Source organism: Streptomyces sp. 8N616, from assembly GCF_052246385.1.
Taxonomy (GTDB): domain Bacteria; phylum Actinomycetota; class Actinomycetes; order Streptomycetales; family Streptomycetaceae; genus Streptomyces.
The window spans coordinates 203765-228800 of record NZ_JBQQBY010000004.1; the positions used below are offsets into that span (position 1 = coordinate 203765).

The following is a 25036-nucleotide window of genomic DNA, read 5'->3' on the forward strand; positions in this document are numbered from 1 at the left end:
TGCGGTTGCGCGGAGCGCGGGTGCATCGGGCGCGCGGGGTACGGGCCGGACTTGCCGCGGTGGGGGCGTGGCTGGCCGTTCTGACGATGGGCGCCAGTGCCGCGCTCGCCGCACCCGCCGAGTCCGGGCCGACGGCGTCCGTACGCGCCGACTCCGTACGCGCCGAGTCCGTACGCGCCGACTCCGTACGCGCTGAGTCCGTACGCGCTGAGTCCGTACGCGACGAGTCCGTACGCGCCGAGTCCGGGCGGCCCGACCGCGCCCAAGTCGCGTACCTCGCCGGGCAGCTCCGCCGTAACCCGATCCACATCAGCGACCAGATGCCCCGCGAACTCGCCCGCTCCGCCGCCCCGGTGCTCGCCAGGGCCGCCGAGCGGCTCGACGCGCCGGTGTACGTGCTGGCGCTGCCGGTCGGGATCGCGGACGTACCGGACGAGAAGCTGCTGGATGCCGTGCACGCGCGGCTCGGGCGGGACGGCTTGTACGTCCTGCTGGACGAAAGCAGCGTGGGCGCCGCACGCCCCTACGGGGTCGGCATCTCCGCCGAGGACGCCGCCGACGCCGCGTACGCCGTCTCGTACGAAATGCCCTACGACGCGGGCGCCGAGCGGAGCTTCCGGCGCTTCGTCGAGGTCCTCGACTCGGGGAAGGCACGGCAGCGCTACGAAGCGGCGCGCGTGAAGTACGACCACGACTCCGGCGAGGAGCCCGCCGCCCTGCACACCTCCCCCACCGACCGCAAGAACCAGAGCTTCGTAACGGGGATCGTGCTGGCGGGAGTTCCGGTGCTGCTCCTGGTGCTCGCTCCGTACGTGCGGCACTGGCGCCGGACCCTCCCCGCCTCCTCGGAGGAACGGGGGAACCAGACATGAGCAGCAGACTCCGTACGCGCGCCGGCGCGGCCGCACGGCCCGGCACACGGCCCGCGACCCGCCTCGCCCCGTTCCTCGCCGCCGTGTTGGGCGCGGCCGTCGCGTCCGCCGTCCTCATCGCGCTGGCCGCGCAGTGGCGGTTCGACGACACCTCGTCCAGCGACAGCACCCCGCCCACGGCCGCCGACATGGCCGCCCGCACCGAACGGGTCTCGGAGGGGCTGCGCCGCGGGCCGCTCTACACCGACCCCGAGAGCCCTGACCCGTTCACGGCCGCCGAGCGCTCCGCGCTGCGCGACCGTATCGAGAGACTGGACGTGCCTGTCTACGTCGCCGCTGTGCCGTCCTGGCCGGACGACGAGTCGGCGGGCGACAGCCTGCTGTTCGCGCAGCGCCTCCACGACGGGACGCGGCGCGACGGCCTGTACGTCGTGGCCGACCCCCTCGACGGCGACGTCGAGCTCGTCAACTACGGGGCGAGACTGGACACCGCGTATCTCGAAGCCGTCCCCGACGCCATCACCAGCCCCGACTACGACGACCTGTCCGACGATCTGAAACTGGCCGAACGGCTCGGCAAGCTCGTGTCGTACATCGCCGAAGCCCCGGCCGGGCCTGCCGGTTCGCCGCCGTACGAGCCGCCTGCCGCGGCGGATCCGATCGCCGAGGACACCCTGCCGGGGCTGTTCTCGGGGTACTTCGTGCCGGGCGTGGTGCTCGGTGCGTTCGGCGCACTCGCGCTCGGCGGACTGACGGTCCCGGTGCTGTGGGGCGTACGGCAGTACCTGATCGGCCGTGCGGCGACTCGTACGCGTGGCGGCGTGCAGCTGCGCAAGGGCGCGCAGGAGCCTACGACCCCTTACGGCAAGCTGCTGCGCCGCGCCGCGGGGGCCGTGGCGGGCGTCGCCGGTCTCGTCCTCGTGACCCTGGTCGCCACCGTCCCGGAGGGATTCGGGCTCGGGAGCTCACCCGCGCTGTTCGAGGCCATTTCCGACCGGGACCGGGCGCTGGAGGCGATCATCGTCGGCTGGTATCTGCTCACGGTCCCGATCGCCGGTCTGCTGCAGACGCCCGTCGCTCGCTACCGGCGCGCCCGGATCGGCACGGGCTGGGCGCTCATCGCCGCGTACTGGGCCGTGGGGCTCCTGGTGGCCGTCGGCGCGTGGTACGCGGAAGGCGCCTTCCCCGCTCATGGAGGCAGCGGCAAGAGCGGCGGCCTGTTCGGCGCGGCGCTGGCCCTGATCCTGGGCGTGCCGGCCACGTACGCCTGCTCCGGCGCCGTCTTCCTGCGCCCGCGCGCTCCGCGGCAGGCCGAGGGGGCGGGGGCGGGGACCGGGGCAGGGCCGGAGCCGGGGGCAGGGCCGGGGCTGGGGTCAGGGCCGGGGCCGGGGTCAGGGCCGGAGCCGGGGGCAGGGCCGGAGCCGGGGGCAGGGCCGGAGCCGGGGTCAGGACCGGGGCCGGGGTCAGGACCGGGGCCGGGGGCAGGGCCGGGGCTGGGGGAACTCGTCCGCGGGCAGCTGACCATGGTGGCGCTGGGTGTCTTCGGATTCTGCGGCGTGTTCGGCGGCATGGTCAGCGCGGTGCTGACGATTCCGAGGGAGGGCGCGCTGGCGATGTTCTGGCCCGGCGCGGCCTGGGGCGGGGCACTCGGCGCGGCTCTCGCGCTGGCGCTGTGCGGGGTCGCGGAGCGGGGCGGTGGCGAGGCGCGGGCGGAACGGCGCCGCGCTCTGCTGGGAAACGCGGCGCGCCTGGCCCGTATCGGCGGCCTGATCTTCGCCGTCGCGCTCGGCATCGCACAACTGGGCTGGTTCCTGCCGCCTTTGGCGATCGGCCTGGGGGCGATCCCGGCGGTGGTCGCGACCCTCGTGCTGCTGGCGAAGTACACCCGCGCCCGCAGCTGGTTCAGCTTCACACTGCCGGACCCGCCGCGGGCTCCGTCGGACTGAGCGGGGTCGACCGCAGCCTGAGACCGAGAGACGCTGAACCGGAACGCCCTTCTTGGGCCACTCTTGGGCCACCGAGCAGCTGCGGCTATCCTCAGCGAGCCCGCGGCCCCTCATGCAGAGGACACCGAACGATTATGGCCAATCCGTCCCCGGCCTCGCGCGCGCAGCAGGCACAGCAGCAGCGGACGCAGAAGTCGTCGTTGGGAAAGCTCGGATTCACACTGAGCCTCTTGCTCGTTCTGGCGATCATGACCGCGGCCGCGATCGGTGGAATGCGGGTCATGGTCGTCGGGAATACCGAACTTCTGTCCGCTGTCCTACCGGAGGACGGCCGCGGGGCCACGGTGGTCGGAGGTCTGGCGTTCGGGGCACTGGCAGGGATGCTCGTGCCCGTGATTCTGCTGTCCGTCGTCAAGCCGGATGCCCACGGTGACCGTGTCTCCCTTCAGCAGGGGGCCTGGCGACTCCTGGGCGTCGCGTGCATCACGATCTACTTGGCTGCGGTGTCGGTGCTCGTTGCACAGCTTGGCTGGCTGCTTCCCGAGAATGTGACGACTGCCCTGGCTGTCCCGCTGATTGGTCTCAGCTGGCTTCCGGCCGCCGTCCTCGCCTCATCGGACCGTTTCAAGGCATCCGGTCTGGGACGCCTGCTGCCGAAGTCACGCAAGACGGGCTGAAGCCGCGATCTCGTCGGCCATCGCCGTGAGCGCCTCACCGAGCTCAGGGGTGTCCCAGGTCATCACGAGCTCAAGGGCGGTCCCAGGGAACTGGCTGGGCAGGACATAATGCGCGACGCCTTCCAGCACCTTCGTGGAGTCGCTCTCCGGATCGGTCGGTTCCATCCTGTGCACGCGTAGGGCCGGTCCGAGCGGCAATGCGACCTCGGTGAGGCGTGGCAGCAGGAAAAAGGGGCCTTCGATCTGTTCTGCCTCGGCCCGCAGCACCTCCAGGCGGCAGGACTCGATGGGAATCCTGAGTTCACGGACGTGGAGGACGGCGATGGAGGGGCCTCGGGCGGGTGCCAAGACACCCGCCGACAGCGCCCGTCTGGCCCGAGCGACCTCCGCCAAACGCATCAGGTCCTGGGCGAAGGCGTGGTGGAACCGGCGCTCGGCGTCCTCGCCCAGGTGTCGACGTGCCGTATCCTGCGCCCATTCCTGGGGAGCCTCGGAGTTCAGGTCGAGGACCAGCCAATTGTCCGGCTCGGGCAACGACACCGCGCACGTCTCCCAGCCCGATACGTCCGTCGTGTGCGCCACCGCTCACCTCCCTGCCAGTGAACTGTCAGCGCCGGTGACGTCGAGGCCGGACCGGCCCAGCAAGAATTCGTTGACGACCGACCCTGAGACGTCCTGGGCGGCGTTCACAGCGCTGACCGTATCCGAGGTGCCCCCGACGGTCATGGCTCCCATTGACAGCCCGCTGAATACGGCTGTCTGGCGGAAGGCGTTCGGAGTTCCGATCTCGGCCAGCGTCGCGGGGCTGATGGCCTTGATCCTGCCGAACTCGTCCACCATTCCGGGACCGGCGTACATGTTGCCGACGCCTCGCAGGCCGCCTGCTTGCCACGCGTCCTTGAGCGCACCGAAGTTGCCTCTGACGTCGCCCAGAACACGAAGGTTTCCACGGATCGTGGCGAGATCATCCGTGAACCCCCCTCGCAGGCCTCGGAAAGCGGCGCCGAACGACACGTTCGGCCGCGCGGCGTCCCAGCTACGCGCACCGGCCCGCCTGCCCACCATCTCGACCACACGCATCCGGCGCTGCGCCGAGTTCAGCTGCGGCGCGGTTGTCCGTACGAAACGGTTGGCCGCGTCCCACACCTTGCTGCGGCCCAGAGTCGCGGAGAGCTTGGAGGCGCTGGAGAAGACCCGCCCGATACCGAACGTGGCCAGTCCCAGGACGTCCATCGCCACATCCGTCCACTCGGCATCACCATTGATGAAGAGCAGCAGGTGGCACACGAGAGAGATGGCCGTGGCGACGAGGGCGATGGTCCCGAGGACGCCCGCGAGGGCCTGGCCGATCACGGGTATCCAGCCGACCAGCAGCGAGACGATGCCGCAGAATGCAGCGATCACTCCCGCAACATTCGCGATGACATTCAGCGCATCCCGAAGCTCGTCCAGCCACGAGTCGTTGAGGTCATCCCCCTCCGTGACGTCGTGGATCTGCTTCGCCGCGGCATCTCCCGACTCCTTGTGCCGCGACTTCAGCTTCCCGAGCTTCGCCCGCAAGTCGTCCAGCGCTCCCTGCGCTGTATCGGCCTTGTCGTCGAGGTCCTTCTGGCCCTTTTGGTCCGTCCCCTTCGGGGGGTTGTCCGCCTTCCGCCGGGCGGCCGTGACCTCGCCCGCCGCCGTCTCGGCCTGCTCGAGCAGCCGGTCGGCCTCGCGCTGGATCTCCTCGAGATCGGTGTAGTAGTCCTTGAGGGCCTTGCCGGCCTCGTCGTACCGCTTGTGGGCCTTGCTGACGGTGTCCGCGGTCTCCTTCGCCTTCTCGGCGAACTCCTTGCCCGCATCGGAGTCCCAGCTCTTGAGGTCGCCGAGGCGGCGCAGCGCGGCGGCGGTCTTCGAGATCGTCTCCGCGGTCTTGGTGAAGCGGGTGGACAGCGACTTGAGGTCGTGGACGTCTCCGGGTACGGGGTCGGAGTCCTCCCCCAGCGGCTCCCACTTCCAGTCGGCGGGCCTGCTCACTTCTTCCCGCCCTTTCCGCCGTCCTTGCCGTCCTTGCTGTCCTTGCCGTCCTTGCCGAGAAGGGCCTTCATCAGCTCGGTGTCGATCTGCTCGTACGCCTCACCGGCCTTCTCGGCGACCTCGCCGAGGCCCTTGATCTCCTCGATCATTTTGGTGCGGTTGTCGTTCCAGCCGTCGGAGAAGTCCTGCAACCGCTCCTGGAGCAGCTGGTGCCCGACGGTGCGGCGGTCGTAGACGTCCATCAGCTTGTCGAGCCCCTCGAACTCGGTGGCCACGGTCCGCAGCCCGCTGCCAGCGGTCCGCAGGTCCTCGGTGGACACTTTCAGCTTCTCGCCCACGCCGTCTCCCCGTTCTCGTTCTCGTTGTCGTTGTCGTTGTGGTTATGGTCATGGTTCGGCCAGCGGAGCGTGCCCGCCACGGCATCGAACAGCTCGGCCATCGCGTCGGCGATCGGCTCCAGCGGAGTACTGAAGGTCAGCATCAGCGTCTCGTCACGCCCCGGCACAGGTACGAAGTATTCGACGACGGTGTCCGCGAACTCCGTTCCCAGACGCTTCGATTCCCTGCTCCGCTCCGTGCGCCGCCGCCGCGCTGCGGCCCCCGCCGCCGGCAGCTTCACGGGCTCCACCTCGCCCTGGCCTTCTCTGGCCAACGCGGCGACGGTGTCGAGCGCACGGAAGCGCTCCTTCACGACGGACACCAGGAGCGAGGCCGAAAGAGGCACTCCGCTCACGTCCATGAAGGAGAGGTAGAGGACCACCCCGCCCTTGTCGGCCCCCGCTTCCGCGGCTCCGCGCAGCAGCTCTTCGGACTCGCGGCGCAGGATGGGCTGATCGTCTACGCCCTTGAACTGCCGGTCGATCAGAGCTCGTACGGACGCCTCGCGCCGCTCCGGCGGCTGCAGCGGGATGCGATACCAGTCCTCAGGAGTGAGCAGACCGAAGCCGCTGCCCCTGCGCGGGCGCGCGGGATCCCCGTCGGATCCCGGCCGATGTGTCATGCGTCGCCTCCGCGCCGTCCGATGGGCGGCCCGTCCATACGCCTGTTGGGGGCCAGGGCCGAGTGTCACCCGGCCGCTGGGCGAGTCACTCTACGGGAATGTTTTCGGCCACGCAGCCGACCGGTCGCCGCGCCCTGACCGGGGGTCGGCGACCGGTCTGCTGCGCGGCCGCGCTGCCCGCATACAGGACGGCCCGTGTCGACCGTCGGCCAACAGACCGTCACGGATGGTATATGCCCGGCTGATCCCGGCCAGGGCGGTGCCCAGCACTGTCAGCACGAGGAACCGGCCCCGCGCGCGCAGCTAGAGGACTGCGGTCGGTCCGACAGCCAGGGCAACGAGGTTGCTCGGCAGCGTGGCCAGCTCACGCGATGGGACGACGATTTTTGAGTCGATCCACGCACCGGCGAAGGTCGCCGCGCACGCGACCAGGAGCATCACGCCGCATCGCCAGAAGGCCCCGACGGCCGTTCGGGTGGTGAGGTCAGCGACCAGTGGGGTGGGGGCGGACATGCCGCCATCATGACGCCAAGGCCGCCACAGGCGGGCGCCGGCCCGCGGGCCGCTCCGATCCTAGGAGCCGCTCCAATTGTCGGAACTTGATGCAGGTCCGGGGGACGTGACACCTGGTTGAGGCCGCCCCACTAGTGTGATGATCGCTGCCTCGGGTGGAGCCTCAGACCCTCAGGCATCCAGCGAGCCCGTCCATCGACCGCAGACACGGACCGGAAGGCGACATGAGTGATCTACGGCTTGAGGGAACGATCTTCGAGCACCTGCGGAAGACCTTCTCGACCGTCGCCGGCCGTATGGATACCGCTCGCCGCTCACTACGCCATGCCGATGGCTCGGTCGTGGGTGCCGGCAAACTCATTGACGATGTCCACGACTTCGCCGACGAATGGGGATACGGCATGAAGCAGCTGGGCAAACACGCCGACGATGCGGTCAAGATGATCGACAAGATCGACAAAGCCTTCAGCGATCTGGACAAAGAACTCGCCGAGACGATGAAGCCCAAGAAGAACACCAAAAAGGGGAAGTGACGTTGGCCCGCCCCTCCTTCCCACACATCGGCTGGGACCCCACCCCCGGCGACGTGGTGGAGACCCGAGAACTGGCCAAGCAGCTGGCTGGACTTGCCTCAGAACTGGGCACCGCCCTGCGCGAGCTGAAGCAGATCGAGGCTGGTGCCTGGAAGGGCAAGACCGCCGTCGCCTTCAGCGATCACATCTCGGACGACGTCACGCCGCTGATCCAGAAGAGCCACGACTCCTTCGACAAGGCGGCCCGTGCCCTGCGCCGGTGGGCCAGGGAGCTTGAGCTCTTCCAGGACGAGGCGGACCGGTTGGAGAAGTCGGCGGGGGAAAAGCTCGGCGATCTGTCCGACGCCAAGGCAAAGGACAAGGAAGGCAAGGGCAGCAAAGACGTAGGCGACGCGTCCACGGCCGTGGACGATGTCACGAACCAGGTCCATGACCTTGAGAAGCGTTACGCCGACGCCGCCGCGCTCATCAGTAAGGAACTCGACAAGGCCAGCGACATCGCGCCCAACGAGCCAGGCCTCTTCGACAAGATTGTCAGCGGTGTCAAGGGCGCGGTGGACTGGGTCAAGGACCACGCCGACATCATCGCGCTGGTCGGTGACCTGCTGAGCGACCTGACCGGAATTCTGGGCTTCCTGGCCATCATCACCCTGCCCTTCGAACCGCTCGGAGCGATCTTCGGTGCCGCTGCCCTGATCACCGGTGCACTCGCTCTGGGCGCACACTCCCTCGCCAAGCTAGCGGGCGCCGATGTGAGCTGGGCGTCGATCGGACTCGACGCAGTCGGACTGCTTCCCGGCATCGGTCTGTTCAGCAAGGGGGCCAAGGTGGCGAAGACCGGCAGGGCCTTGACGAGGACCGCCAAGACCTTCGGCACCGGATTCAAGGGAACCAAGATCGCATCGGCGAAGAACCTGTTCGCCGCCGGAGACATGGCGAAGAAGGTCGAGGGCGGGGTCGGTCTGCTGGGCAGGCGGGTCGTCCTGGGTGGCACCGCCAAGAACTTCGGAATGATCACCCACGGGAGCAGCGGCGCGATGAGCCGTCTCGCGGGCCTCGCCCAAGCGGGTTACCACGAGGGCCAATGGCTCGGCACCAAGGGTCTGCAGGCGATTACCGGGGGCAAGGTGGCTCTCAATCCGCTCGGCGCGGGTATAGCCCTGGACGCCGGCTTCAAGATCGCACCTAAGATTCACAGCATCCCCCAGCACGTCGGCGAAGCCGTCAATCCCGGCGACCGGTTCCAACAGTCGGCCAACTGAAAGTTCAGCAGTCATGGCAATTTGGCAACCCGACCCGGGCGAGATTCTCCTCGCCCGTGCTCCCATCATGTTCGCAACAGGCGCGGCCACTCCAGTCTCCGGCATGCGGTGGTTCCGCGACACCGAACGCAACGACATCCAGCACGAGTTGCCCGGCTGGCCGGAAGGGCCCACGTACACCATTCGTTCCAAAGGCGACCGACGGGCCCGGGGAGCGGCGCAGGGCGTATTGCGCACGCTCGGCGCCGTGGCCGTTGGTGTCCTGACCGGCGGCGGAGGCGTTGGCAGCATCAGCACCCTCGGGCGCCCGCAGGACCCGGCCAACGAGGTCGAGGACTTCCCCGTCCTCTGGGGAGCTCCCGGCAGCCTCGCCCGGACCCTGCCCTGGCAACTCGATCTCGCACGACGCCCCGAGGACCAGCGCACCCACCTCATCGTCACCGACCGGCGTGTTGTCATCGTCGGTCTGCTGAAGGCGGACCTCATCAATGACGAAGTCCTCTGGGAGACCGAGCGCGCCAACCTCTCCAGGGTGGAACCCAAGGATTTCAGCGCTACGAAGTGCAAGGATTTCTACGCTACGCAGTGCGACGTCAAGGTCGACTTCGTGGACGGCTCCTGGTGCAGACTCGCCTCTAACTATCGCGAGAGCGTCTGCCAGCACCTGACGTATCCGCTCGAACTGATCAGCCCCGAGGCTCTCACGCCAGGACAGCGGAGGAGAGTCGATGCCTTCGTGGACGGCAAGACAGTCGTCGGCGGCCCCGTGGTCACTCGCCTGCCCGACTTCAACTATCTGATCGAGATCAGGGATTCGGAAGCGGTCAGCGCGTTCTCCGGAGTCACATTCCTCTCCGACGTCATGGACCAGGACGGCGAAGATCCGGATTACTGACGACGTCGGCTTCTGAGCAGAAGAGCAGAACGGCACTCAATGACCACGATCATCAGTCCCGCCTCGGCCGAACCGACAGACGGCGGCGACATACCGCCCATCTGGTTCACCGTCCCCGAGGGCTTGTTCGCCCTCCCGATCGCCGCCGCCCCCGAGGAGCGGTCCGCCCGCGCCGATGCCTTCGTACGCGAGCTGTATTCGGAGGGCGACGAAGCCCTTTGGACGCCCGCGGCCCCTTACTACACCGCGATCGCCGAGTTCCTGGCCGAGGGCGGACTCTCCTACTCCGCGATGGGTCTGTTCTCGACCGACGAGGGCGGCGTCGCCCAGTGTGCCTTCACAGTGGCCGCCGTCGAGACCGACCAGTCGGACCCGGGCACGGCGGCCGAAGGCATCCTGGCGGTTCTCGACAGTGATCCGCTCAACGACGCCCGCTGGTTGGACCTGCCCTGCGGGCCTGCGGTCTCCTGCATCACGCTGCGGGAAGTCGTCGTGGGTCCCGAGGTAACGGCCACCGGCGAGGAGACCAAACTCCTCACCGGGCAGATCCAGGTCCACATCCCGTTCGCCACTGGCCCGTACACCGCGGTCTTCACGCTGTACACCGCGTCGGTCGACTACTGGGGCGAGTTCTGCGACATGACTATGGCGATACTCCAGACGGTGTCGTTCACCGATCCCGACTCCGACCTCGAATCCGACGAAGACACCGACACCGATCGGTGACGCGCTCAGGGTCGGCGATGCCGACCATCGATTGACCCGGCCGTAGGGTTGGGGGGCGATCAGGCGACGAGTGGGGAGCGGGAGCATGAGCCGGTGGGTCGAGGCGCAGACGGTTGAGCGCGGGGGATTCCGGATTGACGTGCCGGAGTCGTGGTGGGAGTTCGACGTGCGGCCCGAGTCGCGGGACGACAGCATCCGGCAGATGGTCAACGAGCGCATCCGCGCCGTACCGGATATGGCCCCGCACCGCGATGTCCTGACCTCCTTCCTCCAGCGGTCCGCGCGCGAGGCGTGGGAGTCCGGGGCCGTCTACTGCGGTTGCATGGCGGAGAGTTTCGGCGGCGAGGTACCGATCACGGCTTCGGTCACCGTGTCCCTGGTCGGCGCCCGTACGTCCGACGGGACCGTCCTGCCCACCGACCCGGCCGCCATCGTCGGGCAGCTGAAGCCCAGGATCGCCAAGCGGGAGGGCGACGCCTGGCGGAAGGTCACGACGGTCGACATCCCCGAGGTCGGCATCGCCGCCCGCACGCACGGGATCGAGGACATCGAGATCCCTCCGGACAACCGGACGGTACGCGCTGTGCTGATGCAGACCTTCATCCCCGTCCCCGGTGAGGAGGGGAAGGTGGCGCTCGTGGCCGGCAGCAGCCAGGTCCTCGATCTCGCGGACTCCTTCTTCGACATCTTCGACGCCGTGACCTCCACCTTCCGCTTCGCGTAACGGCTGTCACTGCGGAGCCGGTACGCCAGGCGTAGCGTCATAGGGTTTGAGACCGTAGGTGGGCTACTACCGGGCTACCGCAGGGGGAGGTAATCGACATGGGTGGCAAAAAGCCCGATTTCGCGATTCCGCTGAGCGAGCTGGAGGGCTTCGGCGGGCGGCTGAGATCGATCAAGTCCCGTATGAACGGGACGAAGAAGATGTTCGAGGACTACCGCGAGGACATCGGGGACGGCGGAGTCGTCGACAAGCTCGAGGAATTCGAGTCCGGTTGGGAAGACGGCCGCGAGGACATCGGCCAGCAGCTGGGGGGTCTTGCCGACATGGCCGACGCGGTCGTCCGCGAGGTCCGCAAGGTCGACCACGACCTGGAGAAAGAGCTCAAGAAGAACACGAAGAAGGACGAGCGCCAGATCGGCAGCGGCAAGGGCGGCGGAACGGTCAAGGTAGGCGGGGACGGGGACGGCGGCAAGGACGGCGGCGGCAAGGGTGAGAAGTAGGGCGCCGAGAAGTGACCGGCACCGGTGGCCACGCGCTGCTGAAACCCGATCACGACAAAGCGGTGAACGGAGCAGAAGTCAATGAGCATGGATCCCCTGCTCATCGGTCCGCGGTGGTACAGGATCCTGCTACATGCGGTACTGACTCTCGTGTTGATCTTGGCTGGCACAGCGGCGCTGCTCGCTGGAGGCGGCCTCAGCCTGCTTGGGTCTGAGTCCTCCACCGGACTGGACGGCTTCGGAGACCGCGCTCTCGCATTCACGGTGGCGGTGTCTATTGGCATACTCGCGCTTCGCCTCGCGTTCGGGTTCGGCCGTGACACCCTCGCGCTTTGGACGACAAGGCCCGGGTCAGCAACGGCCACCACAGCCGAGACCAGAATTCCGGTGGCGCTCTACGCAGGTACTGGGTACGGCGCCGCGGCCGGAATTGTCCTCAGCACAAGCGCCTCCGGCATTCCGCTTTGGGGTGCCCTGCCGATCGCCTGGGGTCCACCGCTCGCGCTGATGGCCTGGCGCACTCCCGGCATGCTGAGGGCGCGACGTGATCGCCTCGACGCCCGCGCCGCGGCTCGCCCGGCGGGCCCCGTCGTCACCACCCGCAATCAGCGCGTCGTACGCAGAAAGACCCGCGCCCAACGGCGGGCTTGACCATCCTGCAGCGACAGCTCAATCGGCGCTCTCGCTGCCGATGCCTTCCTCGGCGGCCCAGCCGCCCTCGTCGTCGGCAAAAACTCGCACGCCCCTGACGAACTCGTCGAAGTCCGGCTCTGCAGCGACCAGACGGCCCAGGTCACCGGTCGAGGCGAAGGCGATCACGTCGACGGCATGCTCGTCGTCGCGGAGGGCGTACCAGAGGTTCGCGGAAATCGTCTGGTCCTCAAGGAGTACGTGGTTCAGCGATCGGAGGCCGGTCCCCAGATACTCCGTGTGGAAATCCGTGACCTGCGGTGTGCGCATGGTGTCGGGACTTCCGGCCCTGACGTGTTGGCGCAGCGTCGCTGCACGTTCGCCCTCGGCAGGGCCGAACCAGAGGTGGAGGGCCAGCGGGCTTTCCTCGGTGTCCGCGAAGTAAAGGTAGTGGTCCTGCCCCAGCGCAGCATCCTTGAACGCCTGGCGATGCGCGATGAGCAGCTTCGAGAGTCGGCGGACCTCTCGACGGTTCTCGGGGATGTCATTCATTGCGAGAAGGACGTGGGCTGCGCTCTTGCCCCAGTCCTTTTCGCTGTCCCAGGGGGATTCGGCCCATTCATCGCTGGCCGGGATCTCGACCCACCGCTCGATGTCGTAGTTGATATCAACCCAGCTCACTCTTACTCACTCTCCTACGGAGCGTAGTCGTACCACCCGGCCTGGCTGAGATTCCAGTCCTTGGCATCGTCGTAGGGCTCAACGCTCGGTTTGTCAGGCATCACGAAATCGCTTTTGCCGATCGCCTTGTCGGTCACGTCGATCCCGGTCCCTGCGCCGAAGGCACCGAGATTCGTGTTGCCGCTCCGAGCCGTCTTCTGAGCCACTTCCTGGGTGGCCGCGTCCCCGCCCCGCTTCGCCGCCTCGTGCTGTGCGAATTTCTGCGCGGCTGCGAGCTCTGGGTCACCACCGGCCTTGAGGATCTCCTTCGGGGTCGGCTTCGGCATGTTCGTGGCCACTCGCCTCGGCTTGACGCCATCGAGCAACCGCTTCTTCTGAGCCATGATGGCCTTCCTCGCCTCATTGCTCTTCGCCTGGTTGTACTTCTGTGTCAGCTCATCGAGCTTGCCCTGGATCGCCGCCTTGCCCGACTTGGCCTCCTGGCGAGCGGCCTTCACCGAAGCGCTCTTGGCCGCCGTCGCGCCGGCTTTGATGCCCTTGGCGGCGAGGGAGCCCACCCTCATGGTGGCAAGCGAGAGGATATCCAGAGCCACGTCACCCCAGCCACCATTGCCCGTGAGGGCCATAAGAACGTGTGAGGCAGTGGTGACCACGGTGACTGCAGTGCCCAAAGTAAGCAGCATCGGAGCCAGCGCCAGCAACCAAGGGGCCGTGGCGAACATCATGATCACCAGAGCTGCGAGAGCGGCGATGGTGGCTATCCAACCGAGGACCTCCAGCACTGCCTTGATGGTGTCAAGGTTCCTCTCGATCCAGTTGGACGTCCAGCTCCAGAAGCCGTCCTCGATGGCATCGTCGATGATTTCGCGAATCTTCCCTGCTATGTCGTCGGCATCCGACTCATAGTCACCGACGGCCGTGTTGAATCGACTTCGTGCCGCGTCGAGTTTGTCCCGCGCCTCTTTGAGCTGGGTCTTCTGGTGGGCGTCGAGTTCTTCCTCGGCACGCTTCGCGGCCTCGGAGTCAGGGTCCGTGGTCCCGACAAGTCCCTTGATCGTCTCCTCGGCTGCCTGCGCCGAGGTCAGCGCGCCCTCGGTCTCCGACTGGGCGTGCTCGAGCTTGTCCGCCCAGTCCTTGAGCTTCGCGGACACCCGCTCGTACCTGCCCGCGGTCTTCTCCAGCTTCGCCTTGAGCTTGTCCGCGCCGTCCTTCAGCTCGTCGACGTATTTGCCCTTGAGTCCTTCGCCTTCGCCAATGGTTTTGAGCCGCTTGATCTGCTCGCGGATCTCACTGGCCGTGTTGTGCATCGTCTTCTGACCGGAGCGCACGTCCTCGACATCGCCCGGGGTGGGGTCCGAGTAGCGGTCCCCGGTAGCCAGCGGATGCCAGTCCTTCGGCCGTGGCTTGCCGTGTCCCATGTGAAAGGAGTCCCCCGCGGTCTATTTCTTGTCCTTGGCCTTGTCGGCGAGATCCTTGTCGGTCTTCCTGAAGGCGTCTTTCACCTTCGTTGTCATCTCGAGAACTTCGCCAATGTTCCACAGCGTCTGCTTACGGTTGTCCGACCAGTTGTCGGCGAACTCATGCATGGCGTCACGAAGGGGCTTGGCCCCGACGGCCTCAGCGAGGGCGTCCTGACGCTTCGTACAGCGCTCGAACTCACGACGGAGAATCTTCAGCGACTCCTCGGAGCCCTCGAGCAGCCTGTAGTCCACCTTCAAGTCGGATTTGTCGCCCATTGGGCTTTCCCTCCCCGCGCCCCGACGTACGTAGGCTCAGCCTTTCCCAGCCTGTTCAACCGGTCAAGCTGAGGCGGTCGTTGATCACCTCGTACGCTGCTTCACTATGTGTTCCGACAGCGCGCCGCCCGAGACGGCGGAGACCGCCAGCAACGGCTACAGCCTCGTTCTCCCACCCGGGTGGGTCAGAATCCCGCTGCGCAAGGGTACCGAGGACGCCATTCGCGAGGTCGTCAAGCGGGCCTTCGTCAGGGCACCGGAAGACGTGCCCCGGGACGAGCTGGCCAAACTGCGCGTCCAGTTGGAGTCGCGCCTGCGAGAGACGGCCGCTCATGCGGCAGAGAACTCAGGCCTCGATCTGTATCTGCCGACGGCTCCACGGGGTGGCGTCGGCATCACGGGCTCCTTCGTCGTCTCGGAGATGCAGATCCGAGGCGGCGACTCGCTGGAGGCAGATGATGTCGCCCGGGAGCTGGCGGCCGGGTCGACGGCCCAGAAAGTCACCGTGGACGGCCAGCCGGGCGCGCGCACTGGGCGCGTCGTTCCGGCGGACGAGAGGCGCGGAGTTCCGTACGCCTCGCGTCATGTGGACTATGTGCTGCCGGTGCCCGGCAGCTCAGGGCGCTGGCTCACGGTCGCGTACTCCACTCCTGCGGACGGTGACGCGGCCGGCGAGTTCGCTGACCTGTTGGTCGAGCTGTTCGACGCGATCATGTCGACCTTCGACTGGCTGCGGCCGAAACAGTAGGCCGGCCGTCGGAATGCCGCGGCACCGCACGGTAGAGGTCCCCCGAGAACGGCCGCGGGCCCGGCCCCGCGGCAGGTTTTTGCGGATTGCCGCGGCGCCGGGCCCCTACACCACATGAGGCCGAGGCGGCCAAGTCGGCCGAGCGGGCCGAGACGGCCAGAAAGGCCGGGAAGAGCTACTTCTTGAGGCCGCGCTCGAGTTCCGAGTCGAGGTTCCGGAAGGCCTCGGCGGCCTTGTCCAGGAACTGGGCCATGCCGTCCATGCCCTCGATGGTGTCCGTGGCGCCCTTGGTGAACTCTTCGTAGGACTGGTCGAACTGCTTCGACGCCTTTTCCGTGACGAAGCCGTCGTTGATGAGCTTCTTGACGTACTTCTCGGCAGCCTTCAGGTCCTTGTCGATGGCTTCCCGGTGCTTCCGAATCTTGTCGGCCGCGTCCTCCATGTCCTGGTAAGTGAGATTCACATCGCCCTTGCCCATAAGGCTCCCCTTCTTGTCAGATGTGCCGCAGGGCAGACCCCCGTGGCTACCGTGCTTCTCGTGATGCGGATTCGTGTGATGGTCCGCTCGGTAAGGCAGCTTACGGGTGAGGACACCGCCAACGCAGCCGCGGTTCCCGGGGCTTGGCATCCTCAGCCGTCCCCGGGAGCCGACAAGTCCGATAGGCCCCGTTGTCCGTCGGGCCCGTTGTCCATCGGGCCCGCAGGCCGGATATCGTCCCTTGTGCAGTGAGGTTCGCGTACCGGGGGAGCCTCGTACGACTCGAGGAGGTCGATCGTGCGCCTGACTCTGACCGTCGTGGATCCGCTCGGCGGTGCCGGCGCCGATGTCGTGCTCGATGCCGATCCCGAGGCGCAGATCGGCGACGTGGCGCGCGAACTGGCGCAGCAGGTGGGCGCGGCGGGCGCGGGCGGCCAGGCGGGGGGCGCTCAGATCATCCCGCTCCAGAGCCAGCGCGGTGCGGCCGGCGGCCCAAGTGGCCCCGCCGGCCCGGGCGGTGGCCCAGGTGGTGGCCCGGGCGGCCGAGGCGGCGCCTCCGTAGCGCCCCTGGTGTACGTCGACGGGTACGCGCTCGACCCCTCCCTCACCGTCGCCGGTTCCCCGCTGCGCGAAGGCGCGGTGATCAGCCTGGGCGACCCGGCCGGGTGCCTGCCCGGCGAGCCCGCAGGCCTGGTCGAGCTGCGCGTCGTGAGCGGCCCCGAGGCCGGTTCCGTCCACCGGCTCGGCATCGGCCGGTACGAGATAGGCCGGGGCACCGCGGCCTACATCCGGATCGACGACCCCGAATTGCCCGACCGCGCGCTGGTCCTGTCCGTCGCCGCCGACGGCACCTGCCAGGTCGCCCAGCCCGCCGGGGCCGGGGCCGGGACGCGAGCGTCCCAAGGCACCCGAGCATCCCAGGGCGCCCGCGGATCCCAACGGCCCCAGGCCTCGCAGAAGCTGACCCTCGACGGCAAGGAGCTGGAGGGCGACAAGGCCGACTGGCCGCTGGGCGGGCAGATAGGCGTCGGCAACACCCTCCTCGAAATCGTCCGCTACGCACCCCCGAACGCCGCGCTGAAGTGGTCCGAAGACGGCGCGGGCCTGGACTACAACCGCCCGCCGCGGCTGCGGCCCCCGGACCGTACGACGAGGTTCCGGCTGCCCAGCCCGCCCCGCGAGCACGAAGCGCGCCCGCTGCCCTGGCTGATGGCGTTCATGCCCCTGGTCGCCGCGGTGACCATGGCCATGCTCATGGACCGCTGGTACTACCTGATCATGGCTGTCATGAGCCCGATCATGCTCTTCGCCAACTACTTCATGGACAAGAAGCACGGGCGCAAGTCGCACGCCAAACAGGTCGCGGAGTACAAGGAACACAAGGCGCGCATCGAGAAGGACGCCCAGGACGCACTCGTGGCCGAGCGGCTCGACCGCCGGGCCGCCATGCCGGACCCCGCCACCGTCCTGACCCTCGGCACCGGCCCCCGCACCCGCCTGTGGGAGCGGCGCCGCACCGACCTGGACCACCTGCTGCTCCGCGTGGGCACCGGGCAACTGCCCTCGGAGGTCGTGCTCGACGACCCCGAGCAGGACGACCACCGCCGCGAGGTCACCTGGAAGATCGAGGACGCCCCGGTCGCGCTGCCGCTGCGCAAGCTCGGCGTCGTCGGCCTCGCCGGCCCCGGTGACTCCGCTCGCGCCCTCGGCCGCTGGGCCGTGGCCCAGATCGCGGCCCTGCACAGCCCGGTGGATGTGCAGTTCTACGTGCTCACGGAGGGCTCGGCCCGGGACAGTTGGGACTGGATGCGCTGGCTGCCGCACGCCCGCCCCTCCAGCGGGCAGGACGCCAACGCCCTGATCGGTACGGATGCCGAAACCGTCGCGGCCCGCGTCGGCGAGCTGACCCAGCTCCTGGACGCCCGCCAGAAGGCGGCGAAGGAGTCGGGCGGGCGTAACGCCAGCTTCTCCGACCCCGACATCGTGGTCGTCTGGGACGGCTCGCGGCGGCTCCGCTCGATGCCCGGTGTCGTACGGCTGCTCCGCGAGGGCCCGGCCGTGGCGATGTACGCGGTGTGCCTCGACGACGAGGAGCGGTTCCTGCCGGGTGAGTGCCAGGCCTTCGTGATCGCCGAGCCCAAGCCCGAAGACCTGTCCCGCCCCGACGCCCGTACCGAACCGGCCCAGGCCGGCCAGGCCGTGCAGGCGGGCGGCTTCCCGTCCTTCCAGGCCTGGCACCCCGGCGCGCCCGGGGCCTCCGGGCACACCGACGCCGCGCTCGCCGCCCCCCTGCTCCGGCTGCGCGTCGAGCAGACCGGCGCCGAGACCGTGAAGAGCGTGCGGCCGGACTTCGTCTCCCCCGCCTGGTGCTCGCGGCTCGCCCGCTCGCTGTCCCCGCTGCGCGACATCAGCGGGGAGAGCGAGGACGCTGGACTGCCCGGCGCCAGCCGCCTGCTGGACGTCATCGAGATGGAGCCGCCGACCGGGGACGCGGTCGCGGCCCGCTGGCGTCTCGGCGGCCAGTCGACGATGGCCGTGATCGGCGAGTCGTACGACGGCCCCTTCGGCATCGACATCCGCAGGGACGGCCCGCACGGCCTCATCGCCGGTACCACCGGCTCCGGTAAGTCCGAGCTGCTGCAGACCATCGTCGCCTCGCTCGCGGTCGCGAACACCCCCGAGTCGATGACCTTCGTCCTCGTCGACTACAAGGGCGGCTCGGCCTTCAAGGACTGTGTCCAACTGCCGCACACCGTCGGCATGGTGACCGACCTCGACGCGCACCTCGTCGAGCGGGCCCTGGAGTCCCTGGGCGCCGAGCTCAAGCGGCGCGAGCACATCCTCGCCGACGTCGGGGCCAAGGACATCGAGGACTACCAGGACCTGGTGCGCCGCGACCCGTCGAACCAGCCGCTCCCCCGGCTCCTCATCGTCATCGACGAGTTCGCGTCCATGGTCCGCGACCTGCCCGACTTCGTCACCGGCCTGGTCAACATCGCGCAGCGAGGCCGTTCGCTGGGCATTCACCTGCTGCTCGCGACCCAGCGGCCGAGCGGTGTGGTCTCCCCCGAGATCCGGGCCAACACCAACCTGCGCATCGCGCTCCGCGTGACCGACGGCAGCGAGTCGACGGACGTCATCGACGCGCCCGACGCCGGCCACATCTCCAAGTCCACGCCGGGCCGGGCGTACGTACGCCTCGGCCACGCCTCGCTCGTGCCCTTCCAGTCCGGCCGCGTCGGCGGCCGCCGCCCGGGCGCGGCGGACCCGCAGACCGAGGCGCCGTGGTCCGGCCGTCTCGACTGGCAGGACCTGGGGCGTGGCGCGCTCAAGCGCCCCAAGGCTGCCGCCCGCGAGGAAGAGGAGATCACCGACCTCAAGGTCCTGGTCGACGCCGTCCGGGAGGCCAACGAGCGCCTCGCCATCCCGGCGCAGCACAGCCCGTGGCTTCCGGCCCTCGACACCACCCTGCTGCTGGAGGACATCCCGGCGGTACGGGGCGCGGGCACGCTGGCCCCGGCCCCGTACGGCATCGAGGACCTGCCCGCCGACCAGGCACGCCGCCCCGTCGCGCTCGACTTCGCGACGTTCGGCCACCTGATGATCGGCGGTGCCCCGCGCAGCGGCCGCTCCCAGGTGCTGCGGACCATCGCCGGCTCGCTGGCCCGTACGCACTCGGTGGCGGACGTCCACATCTACGGCATCGACTGCGGCAACGGCGCCCTCAACGCGCTGACCCGGCTGCCGCACTGCGGCGCGGTCGTGGGGCGGGCGCAGACCGAGCGGGCCACCCGGCTGATCAGCCGGCTGTCCGGTGAACTCACACGCCGTCAGGAGCTGCTCGCCGCCGACGGCTTCGCCGACATCGGCGAGCAGCGCGCGGCGGTCGCAGAAGAGCAGCGGCTGCCGCACATCGTGCTGTTCCTCGACCGCTGGGAGGGCTGGCTGCCGACGCTGGGCGAGCTCGGCCACGGGGAGCTGACGGACGAGCTGATGGCCATCATGCGGGAGGGCGCGAGTGTCGGCATCCACGCGGTGATCACGGGTGACCGCCAACTGCTCCTGGGCCGCATCGCCACGCTGACCGAGGACAAGTACGCGCTGCGGCTCGCGGACCGCTCGGACTTCTCGATGATCGGCGTCAACGCGCGGAAGGTGCCCGAGGAGATCCCGCCGGGCAGGGCCTTCAAGAACGAGTCCGGCATCGAGACGCAGTTCGCGCTCCTCGCCCCGGACGACTCGGGGCAGGGGCAGGCCGCCGCGCTGGCCGCCATCGGCGAGACGGCGACCGCGCGCGACGCCGGACTGCCGCGCTCCCGGCGGCCGTTCCGGGTCGACGTACTGCCCAGCCGGATCTCGTTCCAGGACGCGTGGGAACTGCGCGACGGCGAGACGGCGCGGTCCCCGCTGTGGGGCCTGATCGGCGTCGGTGGCGACGAACTCACCGCCTTCGGGCCCGATCTCGCCCAGGGAATTCCGGCCTTCGTCATCGCGGGACCCGCGAAGTCGGGCCGCAGCACCGTCCTGCTGAACCTCGCCCGCTCCTACCTCGAGCAGGGAACACGCGTGGTGCTGGCCGCCCCGCGGCCGTCGCCGCTGCGCGAACTCGAGGGCCGTGACGGCGTACTGAAGGTGTTCACGGGTGAGGACATCGAGGAGGACGAGATGGCCGAGGTGCTGAGTTCGGCCAGCCGTGAGGCGCCGGTGGTGGTGCTGATCGACGATGGGGAGATGCTGGACGACTGCGACGCCGGCGACGAGTTGAAGAGGATCCTCACGCGGGGCGGCGACAGCGGCCTGGGACTGGTGCTCGCGGGCGACGAGGAGGAGGTCTGCTCGGGCTTCCGCGGCTGGCAGGTCGAGGCGAAGAAGGCGCGGCGCGGGGTGCTGCTCTCGCCGCAGGACTCCTCGAGCGGTGACCTGATCGGCATCCGGACCACCCGCCAGATGGTGGGCGACCCGGTCGCCCCAGGCAAGGGGCTCCTGCACCTCGGAAGCGGCGAGGCGTTCACGGTGACGACGCCGATGTAGGCGTCCTCAGTGAGGGGTTGTGAACTGTTGTGGGATGAGTGTGTTTTAGCCAGCGCGAGTACGCATCAGCGAGTCTTTGATCACGGATTGCCGTGTGCATGAGCGTGATCGAGGTGGTTGTCGGTGGTGGCCGGTAGGTTCGAGGTCGTCACGATGAAGGGAGGCGGGCGGATGCCGCAAAAGGCGAGCATGCAACGGCAGTTGCGGTCCATCATTGCTTCCTGGACGCGTTTCAACGTGCAGGGATCAGCTTCCTCTGACGAACCAATGGAGGGTGGCCAGCGAAGCCCTGACGGGGAAGAACTGCTTCGAATTCCTCTGGCCGAGCTGGAGCAATTCATTGCTGCGCACCCGAGTCATCCCCTATCCCTCCAGTCGTGGGAAGCTCTTCGGGACAAGAGCGTAGGCAATATGCAGAACGCGGCCCTTCCTAAGGGAACTCGACTCCGATGGGCCCAAATTGCCGTCACGGCTGTTCACCGTAAGCATGATGCAGGTCAAGTGGATCAACGTGCGTCCGTCGCCGAGGAAGCGAGAATCCGCGCCTACACCATTCGCGAGTTCGGCCGCGTGGACGACGGGACTCTCAGAGATCTCCCATTGCTCTTTGGTCAGGTCATCCAAGCCGTTGGGTTGAGCCGTGAGGAGGTGTTCCTTTCAGCTGCGACGTGGCAGGATTCTGGGCCATCAGAAATGTTGACACTGCGGCGAATCAAGAACCTCTTGACCCCCTTGAAGGATGTGGAACCTTATGTCGAAGCGGACGAACCCATGAAGGCGCAGCTCAAGCCCTGGTTGACGCTGATTTCACAGCTGCCCTAAGAGGTGCTTGTGCCGGAACTGCTGTAGGGCCAGGCTGCTTCCCCTCAGTTCCCGGGATCGCGGAGCAATACCTTTTCCAGGCTCAAGGGGGAAACCGAGACCTACGTCTCCACGCGCTGAGCGCATTCGAGACCGCTTCGACCGTGTGATGAGGACGGCGGCCGGCCACGGACTCGGCGTGTACAAGGCCAAGTGGCGTACCCCATCGACGTGTTATCGCCTGGCGTGCGCGGAGAGATGGTCTTTCTCCTCCGGAGCCCGCACACCTCCGGTGGATGGCGTGGTCAGATTACGCATAGAGGGGCATGACGCGAGCGTGAATGGACCGGCACAGGCGGCGCGGCGACGCGGGCGAAGACCACGCCGACCAGTGGCACCACTCAGGGCGTCGTTGTCGAAGAGGTCCAGGCGATCAATCGCCGATGTGGCGGGCTGCTACGGTGGCGGCCGCGATGTCGTGCGTCACTGCCAAGCGGCATACGACATCGGCGCGTTACGGCCTCTCTCAGCGGAGGGGTGGTCTGTATCCTCACGCTGCGCGGCGGGTAGGGGTTCATGCGTGCGAGCGTTGCTCGTGCACCGTGACTGGCTGTTGGCATGACGGGGGTTGTTCGGGGTGGGGTATCGGCCGACGGATTGGCCCTAGGCCCCCCGACATCATGACCAGAGAATTCCTGATGCGCCTCGACGAGGGCATGCTTGAATACTTTCGCGATATGGCCAACGAAATGGTCGAGCGCTTCGAGATCCCCCGCGCGGAGGCGGTGGCGAGGATCAACGAGAGGTACCGCGACTCGGAGATCTCTCCTTACCCAGACCTCATGTGCCACGAGTTCCCGGAATTCTGGGCTTACGGCGTCTACTACTACCCCAACGACAAAGGACAGCTTCCGTCCGGCGAGGAGGGCGAAGACTTCGACCTCTCCACCCTGCAGATCCGGCCGGCTCCGCCGAAGGTCTCCCCCGTCTGGCCCCTCAGGGAAGAGGACGACAGCTGACCGGATCGTGGCTCCCCCGAGGTCGCGTCAGACGGGCTGGATGCCAAGAGCCGCATCCTGCGCGAGCTCGGCCGCTTCGAGATCCACGAAGCGGCACGGCGGTTCCTCTCCGAGCTCGACGGTGTGGGGACCCCACGGGTGGCCGCCGGGCCCGGTCACGGCCCAGTCGCCGCTCGATCCCCTCACGGCCGAGTGGGACAACGAACCTTCGCGGGGCTCAGCTGGAGGCAACGTCCCCAGCCATATTCTCATCGAAGCCGTGGATGACTTCGGCTGGTCGTTCAGAGACAGAATTCCCAGCGTTCACCGCCGCCGCCACAGGCGAAGGGCCGAGGAGGTGGGCGGCGACTCAGCGGGGGATCTCCTCCACGTCCGAGAAGCCCTCCGCCTGGCTCCACCGAAGCCGCGTCACACGCTCGATGGAGGCGTTGGTGAAGCTGAGCCTCTTCGCGTCACCGGCGACCCTGCCCCCGTCCCAACCGTCGAAGTTCTTAGTCATGTTGGTGTCCCACTTCGCCAAGCTCTTGACGCCGACCGCGGCGATGGACTCCGTCGGAGGCTCACCGTCCGCGCAGTAGAGGCCGAAGTTCGCGATGGCCGCGACGGTGCCGCCGAAGGCCGTGAGCGAGATGCCCGGGCAGGGATCGGTCTTGGTCTTGTAGATCACCTGCGGCTTGCTCCACCCCTTGGCCTTGGGGCTGTAGTGCTGCTCCACCAGTCCGCGGCCGGCGTCGTAGTACATGCCGACGCGGCGGCTGTCGTCCAGCTCGACCACCTCGGTGTCAGCGGACTCGGGTAGCCGGTGGGAGTAGTCGGAGGCGTGAGTTTCCCCCGCCTCCGCACCGATCTCGCCGCAGGCTGCTGTCACCGCCACCGCCACCGAGAGCGCTCCACTCATGATCAGTACGCGACCACCGCATATCCGCATGCTCATCTCCCGTTCACATTGCTTGGGACGCCACAGGGCATCGTGCTGGTGAACGAGGGCCGTTGGGCTCTGGTTCAACCCCACATGTGAGCAAGAGGAGCGCCAGCCCTGGCCTCGGGCGCCGGCATACAGCTGGTCGCCGCCGGCGGTGGCCGCCTGGCACTCGCGGCACGGCGCGGACCGGCACACCTTGCCCGGCCGCCTTGAAGACCTGCCGCCGATCCCGCGGTGGCCGGCCCGTCGTCGGAATCGGTGGCAACAGCGGCTCTGCCCGAGCCGGCTGTTTGCCGGTCAGATCCCCACGCCCCGGCCCCACCGAGCGGACCTCGACACAGATGGCGCCAGGCGATCACCGGCCCTGACAAGGCAGAATACGTGAATGACTGAGCACTGTTGTGAAGAGATGACCCGCCGCGTGGACTGGCACTGCGACACTCACACCGACCCGTTCGCTTGCCCGGACGCGCTCGTTGGATTCAGTGCAAAGTTCCGGGACTACGGGCTGATCGTCCACGACGGCGGCACCTCGTACATCGGCATCCTCTTCTGCCCGTGGTGTGGTCAGCGCCTGCCCGAATCTCAGCGGGACCGGTGGTTCGACGAACTTGAGGCCCGGGGCATCGACCCGTGGGAGGACGACGTGCCCGCAGAGTTCCAGGACGGCAGCTGGCTTCAACAGCGTCATGAAACCTCCTGAACGCGACTTTGTCGCCGGAGCAGGACGTAGCCCGGGCGGACCCGCGGTACAGGCTCGCCGCGCTGTCCTGACAGAGGCAACCGACTCGACGACGCGACGTCAGCCACGTCCCTCGGTGGACATGCCGCGGGCTGGTTCACCAGCCATCGCGCAGAGCGTGAGGTGGAGCAGCAAGGGGTGGACCAGGTGGCCGTCAGCCGTTGGCGGGTAGCGCCAGGACAGCGGCCAGGTGTGGCCCTCCAAGGCGGGGATACTGACGTAGCAGTCGCCCCGAAGTGAATCGGCCGTTGCGCGGTGGGAGCCGTGCGGCCAGCGACGATGGCCCGTGCTGCCGGGTGGAACGAGGAAATAGACGTATCGCGGGCCGTTGGCCTGCTGGATGACCGGACCCGGTGTGCCCGCCGTCAGGCGGGCGAGTTCGTCGGCGAGCGCGCGGCCGAACGATCCGGCCAGGCGTACGGCGTCGAAGTGGACGCCTGCCTTGTGAAGTTGATGTCCGGAGTCCGGAACCCACGGCAGTACGGCATCCAGGCTGTGACTTTCTGTGTTCATGGGACCACTGTCGGCGCGGCTGGCTAGCCTGACCAGGGACAGAGCGTCGACACCGGTTACCCGCAACTGCG

26 protein-coding genes are annotated in these 25036 nt (G+C 68.1%); 14 read left to right on the plus strand and 12 right to left on the minus strand.

Annotated elements, in window-relative coordinates; translation table 11 throughout:
• Window positions 1-20: 20 nt before the first annotated feature.
• The 3 genes from ACTWQC_RS05475 to ACTWQC_RS05485 all read left to right on the plus strand — a co-directional run bounded on the left by ACTWQC_RS05475 (window position 21) and on the right by ACTWQC_RS05485 (window position 3495).
• Window positions 21-872, plus strand: coding sequence for a hypothetical protein (locus tag ACTWQC_RS05475; protein ID WP_443314374.1), 852 nt, complete (start codon window positions 21-23; stop codon window positions 870-872).
• Entirely contained in the window at window positions 869-2818 is a 1950-nt protein-coding gene (locus tag ACTWQC_RS05480) for a hypothetical protein (protein WP_443314375.1), read from the plus strand. The genes ACTWQC_RS05475 and ACTWQC_RS05480 overlap by 4 nt, the downstream gene beginning before the upstream one ends.
• A gap of 134 nt (window positions 2819-2952) precedes the next feature.
• Complete coding sequence (locus ACTWQC_RS05485) at window positions 2953-3495, plus strand: hypothetical protein (RefSeq protein ID WP_443314376.1); 543 nt, start codon at window positions 2953-2955, stop codon at window positions 3493-3495.
• Here ACTWQC_RS05485 and ACTWQC_RS05490 read toward each other — a convergent pair.
• The 5 genes from ACTWQC_RS05490 to ACTWQC_RS05510 all read right to left on the minus strand — a co-directional run bounded on the left by ACTWQC_RS05490 (window position 3478) and on the right by ACTWQC_RS05510 (window position 7024).
• On the minus strand, window positions 3478-4077 hold the full coding sequence (locus ACTWQC_RS05490) for a hypothetical protein (RefSeq protein ID WP_443314377.1): 600 nt from the start codon (window positions 4075-4077) through the stop codon (window positions 3478-3480). The genes ACTWQC_RS05485 and ACTWQC_RS05490 overlap by 18 nt on opposite strands.
• A 3-nt stretch (window positions 4078-4080) precedes the next feature.
• Complete coding sequence (locus ACTWQC_RS05495) at window positions 4081-5511, minus strand: hypothetical protein (protein WP_443314378.1); 1431 nt, start codon at window positions 5509-5511, stop codon at window positions 4081-4083.
• A complete protein-coding gene (locus ACTWQC_RS05500) occupies window positions 5508-5849 on the minus strand; it encodes a hypothetical protein (RefSeq protein WP_443314379.1) in 342 nt (113 codons plus the stop codon). Before ACTWQC_RS05500 ends, ACTWQC_RS05495 begins: the two co-directional genes overlap by 4 nt.
• Complete coding sequence (locus ACTWQC_RS05505; RefSeq protein ID WP_443314380.1) at window positions 5834-6511, minus strand: hypothetical protein; 678 nt, start codon at window positions 6509-6511, stop codon at window positions 5834-5836. The genes ACTWQC_RS05500 and ACTWQC_RS05505 overlap by 16 nt, the downstream gene beginning before the upstream one ends.
• Window positions 6512-6814: 303 nt before the next feature.
• Window positions 6815-7024 (minus strand): hypothetical protein, encoded by a 210-nt coding sequence (locus tag ACTWQC_RS05510; RefSeq protein ID WP_443314381.1) that lies wholly within the window; start codon window positions 7022-7024, stop codon window positions 6815-6817.
• Between the two features lie 224 nt (window positions 7025-7248).
• Between ACTWQC_RS05510 and ACTWQC_RS05515 the strand changes: the two genes are divergently transcribed.
• The 6 genes from ACTWQC_RS05515 to ACTWQC_RS05540 all read left to right on the plus strand — a co-directional run bounded on the left by ACTWQC_RS05515 (window position 7249) and on the right by ACTWQC_RS05540 (window position 11664).
• Window positions 7249-7557 (plus strand): hypothetical protein, encoded by a 309-nt coding sequence (locus tag ACTWQC_RS05515; RefSeq protein WP_443314382.1) that lies wholly within the window; start codon window positions 7249-7251, stop codon window positions 7555-7557.
• Window positions 7554-8819, plus strand: coding sequence for an enoyl-CoA hydratase/isomerase family protein (locus tag ACTWQC_RS05520; protein ID WP_443314383.1), 1266 nt, complete (start codon window positions 7554-7556; stop codon window positions 8817-8819). Before ACTWQC_RS05515 ends, ACTWQC_RS05520 begins: the two co-directional genes overlap by 4 nt.
• Before the next feature lie 67 nt (window positions 8820-8886).
• Window positions 8887-9714: a hypothetical protein gene (locus tag ACTWQC_RS05525; RefSeq protein ID WP_443314384.1), complete on the plus strand. Its 828-nt coding sequence runs from the start codon at window positions 8887-8889 to the stop codon at window positions 9712-9714.
• A gap of 39 nt (window positions 9715-9753) precedes the next feature.
• Entirely contained in the window at window positions 9754-10440 is a 687-nt protein-coding gene (locus ACTWQC_RS05530) for a hypothetical protein (protein WP_443314385.1), read from the plus strand.
• A gap of 85 nt (window positions 10441-10525) precedes the next feature.
• Window positions 10526-11164, plus strand: a complete 639-nt coding sequence (locus ACTWQC_RS05535) for a hypothetical protein (protein WP_443314386.1) — start codon at window positions 10526-10528, stop codon at window positions 11162-11164.
• 98 nt (window positions 11165-11262) lie between these two features.
• Window positions 11263-11664 carry a hypothetical protein gene (locus tag ACTWQC_RS05540; RefSeq protein WP_443314387.1) on the plus strand — a complete coding sequence of 134 codons (402 nt, stop codon included), beginning with the start codon at window positions 11263-11265 and terminating at the stop codon, window positions 11662-11664.
• A 669-nt stretch (window positions 11665-12333) separates the two neighbouring features.
• Here the strand turns inward: ACTWQC_RS05540 and ACTWQC_RS05545 are convergent.
• Genes ACTWQC_RS05545 through ACTWQC_RS05555 form a run of 3 tightly spaced genes read right to left on the minus strand, consistent with a single transcriptional unit; the run spans window position 12334 to window position 14711 of the window.
• Complete coding sequence (locus tag ACTWQC_RS05545) at window positions 12334-12975, minus strand: hypothetical protein (protein ID WP_443314388.1); 642 nt, start codon at window positions 12973-12975, stop codon at window positions 12334-12336.
• Window positions 12976-12989: 14 nt separating this feature from the next.
• Window positions 12990-14393 (minus strand): hypothetical protein, encoded by a 1404-nt coding sequence (locus ACTWQC_RS05550; protein WP_443314389.1) that lies wholly within the window; start codon window positions 14391-14393, stop codon window positions 12990-12992.
• Window positions 14394-14414: 21 nt separating this feature from the next.
• Window positions 14415-14711, minus strand: coding sequence for a hypothetical protein (locus tag ACTWQC_RS05555; RefSeq protein ID WP_443314390.1), 297 nt, complete (start codon window positions 14709-14711; stop codon window positions 14415-14417).
• Window positions 14712-14817: 106 nt separating this feature from the next.
• On the opposite strand from ACTWQC_RS05555, the gene ACTWQC_RS05560 reads away from it, so the two are divergent.
• On the plus strand, window positions 14818-15459 hold the full coding sequence (locus ACTWQC_RS05560; RefSeq protein WP_443314391.1) for a hypothetical protein: 642 nt from the start codon (window positions 14818-14820) through the stop codon (window positions 15457-15459).
• A gap of 175 nt (window positions 15460-15634) precedes the next feature.
• Here the strand turns inward: ACTWQC_RS05560 and ACTWQC_RS05565 are convergent, their stop codons facing one another.
• Entirely contained in the window at window positions 15635-15937 is a 303-nt protein-coding gene (locus tag ACTWQC_RS05565; RefSeq protein ID WP_360845747.1) for a WXG100 family type VII secretion target, read from the minus strand.
• Between the two features lie 297 nt (window positions 15938-16234).
• Between ACTWQC_RS05565 and ACTWQC_RS05570 the strand changes: the two genes are divergently transcribed.
• The 3 genes from ACTWQC_RS05570 to ACTWQC_RS05580 all read left to right on the plus strand — a co-directional run bounded on the left by ACTWQC_RS05570 (window position 16235) and on the right by ACTWQC_RS05580 (window position 22788).
• The gene (locus tag ACTWQC_RS05570) at window positions 16235-20968 is read left to right on the plus strand and encodes an FtsK/SpoIIIE domain-containing protein (protein WP_443314392.1); all 4734 of its coding nucleotides are present in this window, start codon (window positions 16235-16237) and stop codon (window positions 20966-20968) included.
• Window positions 20969-21139: 171 nt separating this feature from the next.
• Window positions 21140-21790 (plus strand): hypothetical protein, encoded by a 651-nt coding sequence (locus ACTWQC_RS05575; protein WP_443314393.1) that lies wholly within the window; start codon window positions 21140-21142, stop codon window positions 21788-21790.
• A gap of 659 nt (window positions 21791-22449) precedes the next feature.
• Complete coding sequence (locus tag ACTWQC_RS05580) at window positions 22450-22788, plus strand: hypothetical protein (protein WP_443314394.1); 339 nt, start codon at window positions 22450-22452, stop codon at window positions 22786-22788.
• A 27-nt stretch (window positions 22789-22815) separates the two neighbouring features.
• Here the strand turns inward: ACTWQC_RS05580 and ACTWQC_RS05585 are convergent, their stop codons facing one another.
• Together ACTWQC_RS05585 and ACTWQC_RS05590 are read right to left on the minus strand one after the other, a co-directional pair.
• Window positions 22816-22974 (minus strand): hypothetical protein, encoded by a 159-nt coding sequence (locus ACTWQC_RS05585; protein ID WP_443314395.1) that lies wholly within the window; start codon window positions 22972-22974, stop codon window positions 22816-22818.
• Window positions 22975-23137: 163 nt separating this feature from the next.
• Window positions 23138-23686 (minus strand): hypothetical protein, encoded by a 549-nt coding sequence (locus ACTWQC_RS05590; protein ID WP_443314396.1) that lies wholly within the window; start codon window positions 23684-23686, stop codon window positions 23138-23140.
• Between the two features lie 409 nt (window positions 23687-24095).
• Between ACTWQC_RS05590 and ACTWQC_RS05595 the strand changes: the two genes are divergently transcribed.
• Window positions 24096-24413, plus strand: a complete 318-nt coding sequence (locus tag ACTWQC_RS05595; RefSeq protein ID WP_443314397.1) for a DUF6980 family protein — start codon at window positions 24096-24098, stop codon at window positions 24411-24413.
• A 99-nt stretch (window positions 24414-24512) separates the two neighbouring features.
• Here the strand turns inward: ACTWQC_RS05595 and ACTWQC_RS05600 are convergent, their stop codons facing one another.
• Window positions 24513-24965 carry a hypothetical protein gene (locus ACTWQC_RS05600; protein WP_443314398.1) on the minus strand — a complete coding sequence of 151 codons (453 nt, stop codon included), beginning with the start codon at window positions 24963-24965 and terminating at the stop codon, window positions 24513-24515.
• Between the last annotated feature and the right edge of the window lie 71 nt (window positions 24966-25036).